The following is a 14,062-nucleotide window of genomic DNA, read 5'->3' on the forward strand; positions in this document are numbered from 1 at the left end:
AAGGATTCTCAAAGGAGGAATGAAGATGCAAACCATACGTTGCCTGACCCTGGCGGTCATCGCACTGATCGTCTCGGGATGCTCGAGCTTTACCGGTGGCAGCGGTCAGACGCTGTCCCGTGATGCCTCGTGGGGCGTTGCTCCGCTGGTCAACTTTGCGCAGGCGCCCCAGGCGGGCGAACGTGCCGAGCAGATCCTGATCAGTATTCTGGCGGAAGAGGGCGTACGTCCTCTGATGTACCCGCAGCAACCGCAGAAGGATCTTCTGCTGCAGGACGACCGTGAGCGTCAGGCACAGGCACTGGCCTGGGCGCGTCAGCAGAAGCTGGCTTATGTGATCACCGGTAGCGTGGAAGAGTGGCAGTACAAGAACGGTTTGGACGGCGAGCCGGCAGTCGGCATCAGCCTGCAGATCCTCGAGCCGGCTACCGGTCGTGTGGTTTGGAGCTCCAGCGGCGCGCGCGCCGGTTGGTCGCGTGAAAGCGTTGCAGGCGCAGCCCAGAAGGTATTGCGCAAGCTGGTAGGTAACCTCGACTTCGAGTAATCACGATGCAGTCTGCCCACAAGGATTTCATTCTTGCGCCAAGGGCCAGCGGTCGCGTTTCCTGGTGGGAAACCTCTCTGCTGACGCTCCTGGCCCTCGGTTTCGGCTACTGGTTGTCGCCAGAGGACCCGCTGCTCGTTGCAGCCTCGTTCCCCTGGATGATTCTGGTGCCGATACTGCTCGGCGTTCGCTACGGATTCCTGCAAGGGCTATTCAGTGCTGCGCTGCTGATCGCGGCGCTCTTCGTCTTCCGTATTGCGGGGCGTGAGCTATACGTCGACACACCGGCTTCCTTCATCGTCGGCATGCTGCTGTGCAGCATGCTGGTCGGCGAGTTCCGCGACATATGGGAGCGACGTCTGGAGCGCCTTAGCCTGGCCAACGAATACCGCCAGCTGCGTCTCGACGAGTTCACCCGTTCGCATCACATCCTGCGCATTTCTCATGACCGCCTGGAACAACGGGTGGCGGGCAATGACCAGAGTCTGCGCAGTTCGCTGCTCAGCTTGCGTGAGCAATTGCGGGCGTTGCCGGGGGATCGCGACGCACTGAAGACCCTCTCCGACACGGTGTTGTCGCTGCTGGCTCAGTATGGCTCGCTCAGGGTCGCTGGCCTCTACCGGGTCATCGACAATGAACGTATCGATCCTCAGGCGCTGGCCGTGCAGGGTGAAATGGCTCAGCTCGACGAACGTGACATTCTGCTCAAGCAGTGTCTGCAGCGTGGCGAGCTGGTGAGCGTTCGCTCCGACGTGCTGGACCGTGGCGAAGGCGCTCGTCACTCGGCGCTACAGGCCTGCGTACCGCTGATCGATACCGAGGATCGCATCCTGGCGGTACTGGCCATTCAGCAGATGCCGTTCTTCATGTTCCACGAGCGTAGCTTCAGCCTGCTGGCCATCCTCGCCGGGCACATCGCCGATTTGCTGATGAGCGACGCGCAAGCCCTGCAGTTGCCGGATGCCGATGCGCAGCAGTATTCCCAGTTGCTCAAGCGTTCGCTCAGCGATGCCCGCGATCACGACCTGCCGGCCAGCCTGTTCGCTTTCGAACTGGCCGAGGAGCATGGCGAGGAAGTCCAGCGACTGCTGGAGAGCAGCCAGCGTGGCCTTGATGTGCAGCTGAAGGTCGTCAACGCACGTGGCAGTCGTCTGGTGCTGGTGCTGTTGCCACTGACCTCCGGGGAAGGCTCCAAGGGCTACCTGGTGCGTCTGAAACAGCTGTTTTCCGAGCGCTTTGGCCAGGGTCGCGAACTGGAGTCGCTGGGTGTTCAGACCCATCAGTTCATTTTCGACGGTGGCGATGAGCGCGAGGCGCTGCGGCACTTCCTTTTCAACGAGTGTGCTCTGAATGATCAGCAAGTGGCTGTTTAGCGGCGCAGCGCTGCTCGAGCTGGGCAGTTGGGCCAGCGCGGTCAGCGATCTGCCGGCACATCAGGCTGCCCTGCTGTATGCCTCTGCTCACGGTCTGGGCAGTGCCATGCTGACGGCGGGAATCTGGCTGTTGCTGCCCCGGCGCTACCGCAATCCGATGCCGTGGAGCCCACTGTTCATTTTCAGCCTTTCCTTCTTTATCCCGCTGATCGGCATGCTCGGCGTCGCGCTGGCCTTGTTCCCTGCGCTCTACCTGCCGCGCAAGCGCAAGGTTCAGCCGTGGGAGGCGACAGCCGTTCCCGAGCTGCCTTTTCGCCCGCGCCAGCGCACTCGTGAGCTGATGTTCAACGATGGCGGTTTGCAGGATGTGTTGCGCCACGCGCCCGACCCCGATCAGCGTCTGACGGCGATCTTCGCCACGCGGCGTATGCGCAGCAAGGAAGCGATTCCGGTTCTGAAGTTGGCGCTGCGCGATCCGTCCGATGACGTGCGTCTGCTGGCTTACTCGATGCTCGATCAGCGCGAGAGTCGCATCAACCAGCGCATCGAGCATGCACTGGTGAGCATGGAAAGCACCAAGCCCGATCGCAAGTTCGCCCTGCATGGTCAACTGGCGCGTTGGTACTGGGAGCTGGCATACGTCGGCCTGGCTCAGGGCAGTGTACTGGAGCACGTGCTGCAGCAGGCCTGGAGTCATGTGATCGTTGCATTGCAGGGCGAGCCCAGCGGCGAGCTGCACCTGCTGGCAGGGCGTATCGCCATGGAGCAGGGCAACCTTGACGAGGCCATGCTGCAGTTCGACCAGTCGGCGATGACCGGGACCAGTGCGGCGCAACTGGCGCCGTACCGGGCAGAAGTGGCTTTCCTGCGTCAGCACTATGACGATATTCCGCAAATGCTGGCGAGCATGCCGGCCGACATGTTGCAACGTCCCCCCTTCGCGGCATTGGCAAGATACTGGCTATGAGTGAGAAAACCACAGTTCCTGACGTACAGAGCGTCGATGTCTGCCTGTTGCTCGAAGGTACCTGGCCGTACGTACGCGGCGGCGTGTCCAGCTGGATCAATCAGCTGATTCTGGGTTTGCCGGAACTGACCTTCTCGGTGCTGTTCATTGGCGGCCAGAAGGAGGCCTACGGCAAGCGCCACTACGCCATCCCGGACAACGTCGTGCATATTCAGGAGCACTTCCTCGAGGACGCCTGGAGCGCCATGCCAGCTACCAGCTCGGGAGAGACCCCCGAGCTCGCCGAGCTGATGATGGATGTGCATCGTTTTCTGCATAACCCGGAAGAACCGAGCGCCGAGCAGGGCGATGTTTTCGTCGATACCCTGGCTGTCGGGCGTATCGGCCGTGAGGCGTTCCTGCAGAGTCGGGCTAGTTGGGAGGCCATCGTCGATGGCTACACCCAGCACTGTGCCGACCCCTCGTTCGTCAACTATTTCTGGACGCTGCGCTCCATGCAGGCGCCGTTGTTCATGCTCGCCGAGGTGTCCAGAAGCCTGCCACGTGCGCGCATGCTGCACTCGATATCCACGGGCTACGCCGGCCTGCTCGGCAGCGTGTTGCAGCGCCGCTGGGGCTGCCACTACCTGCTCAGCGAACACGGCATCTATACCAAGGAGCGCAAGATCGACCTGGCCCAGGCCGGCTGGATTGCCGAGAGTCCGGACGAACGTCTGAGTACCGGTCTGGATGCCGAAGTCAGCTACATCCGCCGCTTGTGGATTCGCTTCTTCGAACGTATCGGTCTGATCACCTATCGCTCGGCGCATTCGATCATCGCCTTGTACGAGGGCAACCGCCGGCGTCAGGTCAGTGACGGCGCGCCGGCCGAGCGCACGCGGGTCATTCCCAACGGCATCGATCTCGGCAGTTGGGATCAGGCGCTGGCCAGTCGCCCTGAAGGCGTGCCGGCAGTGGCTGGTCTGGTCGGACGCGTAGTCCCGATCAAAGACGTGAAGACCTTCATCCGCGCCATTCGCGGTGTGGTCAGCGTCATGCCCGAGGCTGAAGGATGGATCGTCGGTCCGGAAGAGGAAGATCCGGACTACGCCGCCGAGTGCCATAGCCTGGTGGCGAGTCTTGGCTTGCAGGGCAAGGTGCGCTTTCTCGGTTTCCGCCAGGTGCGCGAGGTTGTCCCGCAGCTGGGTGTGATGGTGCTGACGTCGATCAGCGAGGCGCAGCCGCTGGTGGTGCTCGAAGCCTGGGCCGCCGGTACGCCGGTGGTCACCAGCGACGTTGGCTCCTGCCGGGAACTGGTCGAAGGCTCCAGCGAGGAAGACCGGCAACTGGGGACTGCGGGTGAGGTGGTGGCGATTGCCGATCCTCAGGCCACGTCGCGGGCCATTCTCTCGCTGTTGCGCAACCCCGAGCGCTGGAAGGCCGCTCAGGCCGTCGGCCTTGAGCGCGTGAAGCGTTATTACACCGAAGAACTGATGCTCGCCCGTTATCGCGAGCTGTACCGCGAAGGCACGGAGAGCGCGTAGATGGCCGGCATAGGTTTTGAACTGAGGAAGATCCTGTCCAAGGATTCCTACACCTCGACGATGCGCGCCTACCTGTATGCTGGCCTGATCAGCTCAGGCCCCTGGGTGCTGTCGATCATCAGCGTCATGCTCATCGGGGTGCTGAGCCTGGGGGCGGTACTGCCGGAAACGCTGATTGGCCAGTTTCTGGTGACGGTGACCTACCTGATGGCCACGTCGTTGATACTGACCGGTGGTCTGCAGCTGTTTTTCACCCGCTTCGTTTCCGACCGCCTGTTCGAACGGCGCCTGGACATGATCCTGCCCAACCTGGTGGGTATCCTGCTGCTGGTGACGGTGTTCTCCGGGCTGCTGGCGATTGTCGTGCTGGGCTTTCTGTTCGACCAGTCGTTCTCCTATCGCCTGCTGGTGATGGCCAACTTCGTCGTGCTGTGCAACCTGTGGCTGGTGATCATCTTCCTGTCCGGGATGAAGGCCTATAACCGCATCCTCGGCGTGATGTTCCTCGGCTACTCGCTGATGGTGGCCTCGGCCTACCTGCTGCGTTTCCTGAATATCGATGGTCTGCTGTTGGGGCTGCTGATCGGCCACTCCAGCCTGCTGTTCATCTTCCTCTTCGACATCCTGCGCGAGTATCCGGCCGAGCGCCTGGTCGCGTTCGACTTCCTCAAGCGCCGCCAGGTGTTCGTCAGCCTGCTGGTGACCGGGCTCTGCTACAACCTGGGAATCTGGATCGACAAGTTCATCTTCTGGTTCAACCCGTCGACCTCGGAGGCAGTGATCGGCCCGCTGCGCGCATCGATTCTCTATGACCTGCCGATCTTCCTCGCCTATCTGTCGATCATTCCCGGCATGGCCGTGTTTCTGGTGCGTATCGAAACCGACTTTGCCGAGTGGTACGAGCGCGTCTATGACGCCATCCGTGGCGGTGAAACCCTGCAGCACATCGGTTGGTTGAAGGAACAGATGATCCTGGCGATCCGTCAGGGCCTGATGGAAATCTGCAAGGTGCAGGGGCTGACGCTGGTGCTGCTGTTCCTGCTGGCGCCGCAGTTGCTGTCCTGGCTGGGCATTTCCCACTACTACCTGCCGCTGTTCTACATCGACGTGATCGGGGTGAGTATCCAGGTCGTGTTCATGGCTCTGCTCAACGTGTTCTTCTATCTGGACAAGCGCGCCATCGTGCTCGAACTGTGCGTACTCTTCGTACTGGCCAACGGCGCGCTGACCCTGTTCAGCCAGATGCTCGGCCCGACCTTCTTCGGCTACGGCTTCACCCTGTCGCTGCTGCTGTGCGTGCTGCTGGGCCTGTACCGGCTCAACGACGCGCTGGAAGATCTGGAATTCGAGACCTTCATGATGAGCCGCTAAGAAAAGCGGCTCAGTCATTCGCGATCAAGGACGCGTCAGCGCCTTTCTTCGCATGCCCTTGCCAAATCGCGCCGCATAAGCGGCGCTTTGCTGATGCTGAACTCGTTGGCGCCGAGCTGAATCGACTCAGTGCGAATGCCGCGGCACGGCAGAGCCGCGGCAGCCGACCAGAAAGTCGAAATCGCAGCCCTCATCGGCCTGCAGCACGTGGTCGACATACAGTCGACGGTAACCGCCGTCCCAGAGCAGCCCCTGCGGCTGTTGCCAGGCCGCCAGGCGCGCCTGCAGTTCCGCTTCGGGGATGTCCAGATGCAGGCGTCCGTTGGCGCAATCGAGTTCGATGAAGTCACCGTTGCGTACCACCGCCAATGGACCTCCAGCCGCAGCCTCCGGGGCTACGTGCAGCACCACGGTACCATAGGCGGTTCCGCTCATGCGGGCGTCGGAGATACGCACCATGTCGGTGATGCCCTTGGCCAGAACCTTGGGTGGCAGCCCCATGTTGCCCACTTCCGCCATGCCGGGGTAACCCTTGGGACCGCAGTTCTTCATGACCAGCACACAGGTTTCATCGACGTCCAGTTGCGGGTCATTGATCCGCGCCTTGTAGTCATCGAAGTCCTCGAACACCACGGCACGGCCGCGGTGCTGCATCAGGGCCGGGCTCGCTGCCGAGGGTTTCAGCACCGCCCCCTTGGGCGCGAGGTTGCCGCGCAGCACACAGATACCGCCATCGGCGCGCAATGGATTGCCGAGCTGTCGGATCACCTCGTCGTCACCATAGATCGGTGCATCCTTGCAGTTCTCCCACAGGTTCTTGCCGTTGGCCGTCAGCGCCTGCGGGTTGGGCAGCAGGCCGTTCTCGCCGAGGCGACGGATGACGGCAGGCAGGCCGCCGGCGTAGTAGAACTCTTCCATCAGGAAGCGGCCGGAGGGCTGCAGGTCGACGATGGTCGGCGTGCCACGCCCCACCCGGGTCCAGTCGTCCAGCTCCAGCTCGACACCCATGCGTCCGGCGATGGCCTTGAGGTGGATCACCGCGTTGGTCGACCCGCCAATGGCGGCATTGAGGCGGATCGCGTTCTCGAAGGCTTCGCGAGTCAGAATCTTCGACAGGCGCAGGTCCTCATGGACCATTTCGACGATGCGCATGCCCGACAGATGAGCCAGCACGTAGCGTCGCGAATCGACCGCCGGGATGGCGGCATTGTGCGGCAGCGAGGTGCCCAGGGCTTCAGCCATGCAGGCCATGGTCGAGGCCGTCCCCATGGTGTTGCAGGTGCCTGCCGAGCGTGACATGCCTGCTTCGGCGGCCATGAAATCATGGATCGAGATCTTGCCGGCCTTGACCTCCTCGCTGAGCTGCCAGACCACCGTGCCGGAGCCGATGTCCTTGCCCTTGTGCTTGCCATTGAGCATGGGCCCGCCGGTGACCACGATGGTCGGTACGTCGCAGCTCGCGGCGCCCATCAGCAGTGCCGGCGTGGTCTTGTCGCAGCCGGTCAGCAGGACCACGGCGTCTATCGGGTTGCCCCGGATCGCTTCTTCGACATCCATGCTGGCCAGGTTGCGGGTCAGCATCGCGGTCGGGCGCAGGTTGGATTCGCCGTTGGAGAACACCGGGAACTCCAGTGGGTAACCACCGGCTTCCAGCACGCCCTGTTTGACGTGTTCGGCGATCTTGCGGAAGTGCGCATTGCAGGGCGTCAGTTCGGACCAGGTATTGCAGATGCCGATGATCGGCTTGCCCTGAAATTCATGGTCGGGAATGCCCTGGTTCTTCATCCAGCTGCGATACATGAAGCCGTTCTTGTCGGCGCTGCCGAACCACTGCGCGGAGCGGAGGGGACGTTTGTCTGTCATGAGGAAAACCTGCCAGGGTACGAAAGGCCGCCCGGGGCCCTTCGGGTTGATCGGAAAGGAAGGAGGGTTACAGCAGCCAGGTGGAGATCGCCGGCACGTACAGGAGTAGCCCGAGCACGAACAACTGGATGATGATGAATGGCACCATCGACCTGAAGATGTCGGTGAGGCTGATATCCGGGGGCGCCACGCTTTTCAGGTAGAAGGCCGCCGGGCCGAAGGGCGGTGAGATGTAGGACACCTGCATGCTCACGGCGAAAAGGATGCCGAACCACACCGGGTCATAGCCGAGTTGCACCACAATCGGCACGAAGATCGGCAGGCAAAGCATAGCGATGCCGATCCAGTCGAGGATCATGCCGAGCACCAGGAAAATCAGCATCATCACCAGGATGATGACGAAGGGGGCTACATCCAGACCGCTGATCGCCGAGGAGACGAAGCGGTTACCACCCATCAGGTTGTAGACTCCTACCAGGCAGGCTGCGCCGATGCCGATCCAGACGATCATCCCGCAGGTTTCCAGCGTTTGGGTCAGGCTGCCCTGAAGCAACTTGACGCTGAACTCACCGCGTACGATGACCGCGAACAGCACGCCCAGCGCACCCATGGCCGCGGCTTCCGTGACCGAGGCAATGCCGCCATAGATGCTGCCAAGCACCAGCCCGGCGATGGCGACCGGGTAGAACATGCCGCTGAAAGCTTCGGCGACCGTGAGACGGGGAGCGTTGCTATCCTGCTCAAGGTGGGCGCCGCCCATCTGCGGATAACGCGTACACATCACCACCACATAGATCATGTAGCAGCTCATCAGCAGGAAGGCCGGAACCACCGCCGCCTTGAACAGGTCGGCGATCGAGACGCTGGCGATCAGGCCATAGATGATCAGTACGATCGATGGCGGCACCATGGTGCCGAGCGAGCCGCCGGCGCACACCACGCCGATGGCGATGCGTTTGTCGTAACCCAGGCGCAGCATTTGCGGCAGGGCGAGCAGGCCGAGCAGGACGATCTCGCCGCCGATGATTCCGGAGATGGCGGCCAGGAAGAACGCCACGACCAGCGTCTGTACTGCGACCCCGCCGGGCAGGCGCCCTGCGAAGAAGCGCATCGAGTTGAACAGGTCCCGGGCCAGACCGGAGCGATCGAGCAGCCCGGCCATGAAGACGAACATGGGGACGGCGACCAGGGAGTATTCGGTGATGAAACCGAACATGCGGCTGGCCACCAGGGGAACGGCCATCGGACCGAACCAGCCCAGGGTGAAGATCGCCGCCACCAGGCCGGTGACATACGCCAGGGGCAGGCCCAGTATCAGCAGGCCGAAGATGGCGAAAATGATCAGGTAAGTTGCGATTTCAATGCTCATGGCGCGAATTCCGAAGTCATTTGTTCTTGCGCCAGTGCTGGCTGATGCGCACGACCTGCTGCAGTGCCATGAGGGCGATCGAAATCAGGATGATGATCTTGATAAAGGCGGGCAGTGGCGGGTTCCAGGAGGAACCTGAGGTTTCCAGGCGCCAGCTGCCATCGGGTGCATGGGTGGCATTGACGGCCAGCACCCAGGCCGCATAGCCGATGGCCAGGCAGAACAGGATGCCCAGCACCAGGTTGAGTAGTTCCAACCAGGAGCGTTTTCGCGGCGAAAGACGATCCAGCAGGATGCGAATCTGGATGTGTTTGTTGGTGGCCAGTGCGTAAGGCCCGCCCAGTGCAAAGATGGTCGCGACCAGGAACGTGGTGGTCTCGTGGGCCCATTCCGTGGGGGCATTGAATCCATAGCGCATGATCACTTCATAGACGCTGACCAGCATGGCGACGAACACCAGCCAGGCGACAGCCTGACCGATACGCTGGATCATCCGGTCGAAGCGGTTCTGGTCTGGTGCGGGTTCTGTGGCGGGAAGAGGGCCGTTGCTCGGTGATTGCGGAAATTTCACTGTAAAGCTCCTCGTCAGCCCCGGCCGAAGCCGGGGCTGTGTGCTCTGAGTGTGGTTTGGAGAGAGGCGTCAGAGCAGGCCTTTGCTCTGCAGGTAGGCCTGGATCGAGTCGACGGCTTCCTTGGCCTCAGGGCTGCGGTCACGCCAGGCGCTCCACTCGGCGCGGGCAATCTGGCGGAATTTCTTCAGCTCTTCGGCGGGGAGCGTGGTCAGGGTCACGTCGCCTTTCTGCTTGGCGATTGCCACCTGCTCTTCATCCTTGGTCTGCAGGTCTCCGATCAGCTGGGCGGTGAAGGTGTCCACCGACTCTTCGAGAATGCGCTTCTGCTCGTCGCTGAGCCCATCCCAGATGGCCTTGTTGATGGAAATGTCCTTCATCGGCATCGAATGGAAGCCAGGGTAAATCGCGAAGGGGGCGTACTTGTGGTAGCCCTGCTGGTAGTTGGTGGCGAACACGGTGTAGTCGGCGGCATCGATCACGCCTTTTTCCAGCGCCGTATAGACCTCGGAGGTGGGAAGGTTAACTGGCGCGGCGCCGACCAGTTTGAAGGCGTTCGACACCATGCCTTCCGGCGCGCGAATCTTCAGGCCCTTGAAGTCATCCAGTTTCTCGATACGGCGCTTGGTGATCAGTGACTCGACACCGACGGCACCAGCACGGATCAGGTGCACGTTATAGGGCTCCACCAGACGGTTGTACCCGTCCTCACCGCCGTTGCGCATGAAATCGAGGAAGGTGGTGGTGTCGTTCCAGGCTCCGACCATGTTGCCGTAAACGGCAAAGGCCGCGTTCTTGCCGGAGAAGTAGCCAGGGTCGGTGATGTGGCCCTGAATGATGCCGGCCCCGACAGCGTCGAGGGTCTCGTTGTTGCCAACGATGGTGCCGGTAGGCATGACTTCGATGAGGATTTCGTCGTTGGTCTTCTCGCCGACGCTCTTGGCCCATTGCTGGGCGATGCGGAATTCGTCGTCGCCGGCATTGACGTTGATCTGGAACTTCCATTCCTCTTTCGCCAGTGTGGTGGTCGAACTCAGGATCAAGGCCAGGGCAGCGAGGCCCTTGCCTAGGCGGTAAGGGGTTACAGTGAGTTTCATGGTGCCTCTCCAGTTATTTTTATAAGGGCATTTTCTAACTCAGTGGCCCGAAATAGAGCCGCTGTGGAAAACAGGTGGATAGTCCAGCATCTGTGATCTGAGGGTAGAGAGTAGACAGGCGAGAGATCATCAACAAATATGTATTTGCGCCTTCTTCATATCCAAATTGATATACCTAGTCTCCATGAAGCCTCTCAATAGCAGCTGGTTTGTCCGTGCCCGGTTGAAGAGCCGGCACATACCCTTGCTGGTCGCGCTGGGTGATACCGGCAACCTCAACCGTGCCGCCGAAGGGCTGGGGATCTCCCAGCCGGCCATTTCCAAGCTGCTCAAGGAACTCGAGGATGGTCTGGAAGTCGCCCTGTTCGAGCGGCATGCCCGCGGCGTGGTGCCGACACTCTATGGCGAAGCGATGATTCGTCATGCGCGCAGAATCCAGACCAGCCTCGAGGACGCCTTCGATGAGGTCTGCGCGATGCGCGGCGGGCAACGCGGGCATGTGCGCATCGGCACCATTCTGACGCCCTGCGCCGAGCTGCTTCCGGAGCTGACGCGACGAGTCAAACAGAGCCACCCGAATCTGGAGTTGAGTATTCGCACCGGCTCCAGTCTCGATCTGATGGCGATCCTCAACGACGGCGAGCTGGATTTTCTGGTCGCACGTTTCTTTGCCGACAGTGCCCAGACCGGCATGTGTTTCGAGCCGCTTTACAAAGAGCCGCTATGCGTCTGTGCGCGGGCGGGGTTGATCAACCACGTGCTGTCGCGCGAGGACTTGCACGCTGCCGATTGGGTGTTGCCGCCGTCTGGTAGTGTGCTGCGGCATGAGTTCGATGTTCTTTTCCAGCACGTCGGCATGTACCCGCCGAGCAAGGTGGTCAATGCGGAGAATCTGCTGATGGTGACCACGTTGCTGGAGCAGAACGACATGCTCACCGTGCTGCCGCGCGAGGTGGTAGCGCACTATGCTCGCTACGGCATGCTGGCTATCGCTGAACTGGAGCCCGGCATAGAGGATGACCTCAACTGCAACCTGATGGCCTACGGCATCATCACCAAGAACGAGGAGTTGCTGTCTCCCGCCTCTAAAAGCGTATTGGCGCTGTTGCGCGAGAGCGCACATTTGCTACCTGTCGCTGAGCGTGCCGCGATCTGACCGGCCGGGGCTCAGACCTGCGGGCAGCCCCTCGATCCGCATGTGGAGATGCATGCGCTGTTGGCTGGTCTCTCCGGTTTCGCTCAGTTGCCTTCCGGCAAGGCGTCCTGCTCGCTGCGCAGGTGCTCGAGCAACTGCGCAGCGAGCGGCGACAGGCTGGTGCCGCTGCGATGGATGATCGAGCACGGTTCGTTACGCGACTGCAGCGATAGCGGCAGCCGGCGCAGCAGACCGAAGCCTTCGCTGGAGCAGGCGATGGAATGGGGCATCACCGCCACCAGCTGGGGGTCTTCCTGCAGAAGGCTGAGCATGGTGAAGGTCGAGGAGGTTTCCAGTGGGTTGCGCGGGAACTCCAGGCCGGCTTCGCCGAACTCGCGTTCCAGCACCGTGCGCATCGGTGTACCGGTCGGGTAGACCACCCAGCTGTAAGCACTCAGGTCGGCCAGATTCAGCGCCGGATTGCCCTGCTGCGGATGCTGCGGGGCGGCGACCAGTGCCAGCTGTTCCGCGTGCAGGCTCAGGCATTCATAGGCATCCGGGTGCTGGCTGCCGCTGGTGCGCGCAATGGCCAGGTCCAGGCGACCCTCATCGAGCAGCTTGAGCAGCCGCGGGCTGATGTCTTCGACGATCTGTACGGAAATGTCCGGCTGCGCCTGGCGCAGGCGGGTCAGTGCACGCAGTACCAGCGGCACCGAGCCGGCGATGGTGCCCACCGCAATATGGCCGCCGTGGCCCTGGAGAATGCCCTGCATCTCGTCATGCAGGTGTGCCAGGTCGTTGTGGATAAGACGTGCATAGCGAATCACGCAGCGCCCCATGTCGTTGGCCTGCAGGCCCTGCGCCGTGCGTACGAACAGGGGCGTGCCGAAGGTGGTTTCGATCTCGTGCAGCGCCTTGGTCGCGCCCGGCTGGCTGATGGCGACGCGCTCGGCGGCGCGGTGCAAGGTGCCCAGTTCGTCGAGAGCGATCAGCAGACGCAGCTGGCGGATGCGCAGGCGCGAAACGATGTAGGTCAGTGGCGGCAACATGGGGATGAGGAAAAGTTATCACCTAATCAGAAGCTTTCATTAGGCAGTACCGCGGGCACTTTTTAAAGTGCCGTGCAGATATGGCGCCGCGATGGTGCTGAACAACAGCAGGAGCAAAGCGATGCGGTTGATCCAGTTTGAAAGTGAACAGGGCCAGCGCCAGGTCGGCGTCGTCGGTGATGTGCAGATCAATGTGGTCAGGGGCATTGGCAGCACCCGCGAGCTGGCGCTGCAGGCGATCCGTAACGGTCACGGCCTGATCGCCGAGATCGAGCGTCTGGGCGTCGAACAGGGCCCGGTCTACGCCGAGCTGATCGAGCAGAAACGCCTGCTGGCGCCGCTGGATCACAGCGATCTGGCTCACTGCCTGATCTCCGGTACTGGTCTGACCCATCTGGGTAGTGCCTCCACGCGCGACAGGATGCACCAGCAGGTCGAGGCGCAGCAGGCCGAAGGCAAGCTCACCGACTCCATGCAGATGTTCCAGTGGGGCATGGCCGGTGGGCGTCCGGCGGCCGGCAGCGAAGGCGCGCAGCCGGAGTGGTTCTACAAGGGCGACGGCAGCATCGTGGTTCGCCCCGGCGAGGATTTCCCGGTGCCCGATTTCGCCGAGGACTTCGGCGAGGAGCCCGAGCTGACCGGCCTCTACGTGATTGGTGACGATGGCCAGCCGTATCGCATCGGTTTCGCGCTGGGCAACGAGTTCTCCGACCACGTGGTCGAGCGCAAGAACTACCTTTACCTGGCGCACTCGAAGCTGCGCTTCTGCTCCTTCGGCCCGGAAATGCTGATCGGCGAGCTGCCGCGGCATCTGTCCGGCGTCAGCCGCATCCGCCGTGGCGACCAGGTACTGTGGGAGAAGGAGTTCCTCTCCGGTGAGGACAACATGTGCCACAGCCTGGAGAACCTCGAATACCACCACTTCAAGTATCGCCAGTTCCTGCGTCCGGGTGACGTGCATGTGCACTTCTTCGGTACCGCGACCCTGTCCTTCGCCGACGGCATCAAGGCGCAACCTGGGGATACCTTCGAGGTCAGCCTGGAAGCGCTGGGCGAGCCGCTGCGCAACGGGATCCGTGTGCATGCGCCAGCGGTGAAGGTCGGTGGTGTACGCCAGCTTTAAGCCGCTGTCAGGCCCGGCTGTGCTGCGGGCGGATCGAGAATCCGCTCGCCGGATTGGCGAATTGTGCCCTCACCAGAGG

General features: G+C 62.0%; 12 protein-coding genes. 7 read left to right on the top strand and 5 right to left on the bottom strand.

The window, feature by feature from the left end; translation table 11 throughout:
* Nucleotides 1-25: 25 nt before the first annotated feature.
* Genes ACJRW5_RS19560 through pelG form a run of 5 tightly spaced genes read left to right on the top strand, consistent with a single transcriptional unit; the run spans nt 26 to nt 5,778 of the window.
* Complete coding sequence (locus ACJRW5_RS19560; RefSeq protein ID WP_125880879.1) at nt 26-544, top strand: penicillin-binding protein activator LpoB; 519 nt, start codon at nt 26-28, stop codon at nt 542-544.
* Between the two features lie 5 nt (nt 545-549).
* The gene (locus tag ACJRW5_RS19565; RefSeq protein WP_484572161.1) at nt 550-1,917 is read left to right on the top strand and encodes a PelD GGDEF domain-containing protein; all 1,368 of its coding nucleotides are present in this window, start codon (nt 550-552) and stop codon (nt 1,915-1,917) included.
* Nucleotides 1,895-2,884: a HEAT repeat domain-containing protein gene (locus ACJRW5_RS19570; protein WP_484572162.1), complete on the top strand. Its 990-nt coding sequence runs from the start codon at nt 1,895-1,897 to the stop codon at nt 2,882-2,884. The genes ACJRW5_RS19565 and ACJRW5_RS19570 overlap by 23 nt, the downstream gene beginning before the upstream one ends.
* Nucleotides 2,881-4,407 carry a GT4 family glycosyltransferase PelF gene (gene pelF, locus ACJRW5_RS19575; protein WP_484572163.1) on the top strand — a complete coding sequence of 509 codons (1,527 nt, stop codon included), beginning with the start codon at nt 2,881-2,883 and terminating at the stop codon, nt 4,405-4,407. Before ACJRW5_RS19570 ends, pelF begins: the two co-directional genes overlap by 4 nt.
* Nucleotides 4,408-5,778: an exopolysaccharide Pel transporter PelG gene (gene pelG / locus ACJRW5_RS19580; RefSeq protein WP_484572164.1), complete on the top strand. Its 1,371-nt coding sequence runs from the start codon at nt 4,408-4,410 to the stop codon at nt 5,776-5,778. It begins immediately after the preceding gene.
* Nucleotides 5,779-5,904: 126 nt separating this feature from the next.
* On the opposite strand, the gene ACJRW5_RS19585 is transcribed toward pelG, so the two are convergent.
* From ACJRW5_RS19585 to dctP, 4 genes are all read right to left on the bottom strand, one after another.
* Entirely contained in the window at nt 5,905-7,641 is a 1,737-nt protein-coding gene (locus ACJRW5_RS19585) for an IlvD/Edd family dehydratase (RefSeq protein ID WP_484572165.1), read from the bottom strand.
* A gap of 67 nt (nt 7,642-7,708) precedes the next feature.
* Complete coding sequence (locus ACJRW5_RS19590; RefSeq protein WP_484572166.1) at nt 7,709-9,010, bottom strand: TRAP transporter large permease; 1,302 nt, start codon at nt 9,008-9,010, stop codon at nt 7,709-7,711.
* A gap of 16 nt (nt 9,011-9,026) precedes the next feature.
* Complete coding sequence (locus ACJRW5_RS19595; RefSeq protein ID WP_484572167.1) at nt 9,027-9,581, bottom strand: TRAP transporter small permease subunit; 555 nt, start codon at nt 9,579-9,581, stop codon at nt 9,027-9,029.
* A gap of 69 nt (nt 9,582-9,650) precedes the next feature.
* Nucleotides 9,651-10,676: a TRAP transporter substrate-binding protein DctP gene (dctP, locus tag ACJRW5_RS19600; RefSeq protein ID WP_484572168.1), complete on the bottom strand. Its 1,026-nt coding sequence runs from the start codon at nt 10,674-10,676 to the stop codon at nt 9,651-9,653.
* 184 nt (nt 10,677-10,860) lie between these two features.
* Here dctP and ACJRW5_RS19605 point away from each other — a divergent pair, with 184 nt between their 5' ends.
* On the top strand, nt 10,861-11,832 hold the full coding sequence (locus ACJRW5_RS19605; protein ID WP_484572169.1) for a LysR substrate-binding domain-containing protein: 972 nt from the start codon (nt 10,861-10,863) through the stop codon (nt 11,830-11,832).
* Nucleotides 11,833-11,915: 83 nt separating this feature from the next.
* Here ACJRW5_RS19605 and ACJRW5_RS19610 read toward each other — a convergent pair whose 3' ends face one another.
* Complete coding sequence (locus tag ACJRW5_RS19610; protein ID WP_484572170.1) at nt 11,916-12,860, bottom strand: LysR family transcriptional regulator; 945 nt, start codon at nt 12,858-12,860, stop codon at nt 11,916-11,918.
* 121 nt (nt 12,861-12,981) lie between these two features.
* Between ACJRW5_RS19610 and araD1 the strand changes: the two genes are divergently transcribed.
* Nucleotides 12,982-13,983: an AraD1 family protein gene (gene araD1, locus ACJRW5_RS19615; protein ID WP_484572171.1), complete on the top strand. Its 1,002-nt coding sequence runs from the start codon at nt 12,982-12,984 to the stop codon at nt 13,981-13,983.
* The last annotated feature ends 79 nt before the right edge of the window (nt 13,984-14,062 follow it).

The sequence above is a fragment of the Pseudomonas pichavaramensis genome (genome assembly GCF_050473265.1).
Lineage (GTDB): Bacteria > Pseudomonadota > Gammaproteobacteria > Pseudomonadales > Pseudomonadaceae > Aquipseudomonas.

Excerpts from the sequence above, each read along its gene's own strand:
- ACJRW5_RS19560 (WP_125880879.1), top strand. The coding sequence starts at position 26 with ATGCAAACCATACGTTGCCTGACCCTGGCGGTCATCGCACTGATCGTC.
- ACJRW5_RS19565 (WP_484572161.1), top strand. The coding sequence starts at position 550 with ATGCAGTCTGCCCACAAGGATTTCATTCTTGCGCCAAGGGCCAGCGGT.
- ACJRW5_RS19570 (WP_484572162.1), top strand. The coding sequence starts at position 1,895 with ATGATCAGCAAGTGGCTGTTTAGCGGCGCAGCGCTGCTCGAGCTGGGC.
- pelF (WP_484572163.1), top strand. The coding sequence starts at position 2,881 with ATGAGTGAGAAAACCACAGTTCCTGACGTACAGAGCGTCGATGTCTGC.
- pelG (WP_484572164.1), top strand. The coding sequence starts at position 4,408 with ATGGCCGGCATAGGTTTTGAACTGAGGAAGATCCTGTCCAAGGATTCC.
- ACJRW5_RS19585 (WP_484572165.1), bottom strand. The coding sequence starts at position 7,641 with ATGACAGACAAACGTCCCCTCCGCTCCGCGCAGTGGTTCGGCAGCGCC.
- ACJRW5_RS19590 (WP_484572166.1), bottom strand. The coding sequence starts at position 9,010 with ATGAGCATTGAAATCGCAACTTACCTGATCATTTTCGCCATCTTCGGC.
- dctP (WP_484572168.1), bottom strand. The coding sequence starts at position 10,676 with ATGAAACTCACTGTAACCCCTTACCGCCTAGGCAAGGGCCTCGCTGCC.
- ACJRW5_RS19605 (WP_484572169.1), top strand. The coding sequence starts at position 10,861 with ATGAAGCCTCTCAATAGCAGCTGGTTTGTCCGTGCCCGGTTGAAGAGC.
- ACJRW5_RS19610 (WP_484572170.1), bottom strand. The coding sequence starts at position 12,860 with ATGTTGCCGCCACTGACCTACATCGTTTCGCGCCTGCGCATCCGCCAG.
- araD1 (WP_484572171.1), top strand. The coding sequence starts at position 12,982 with ATGCGGTTGATCCAGTTTGAAAGTGAACAGGGCCAGCGCCAGGTCGGC.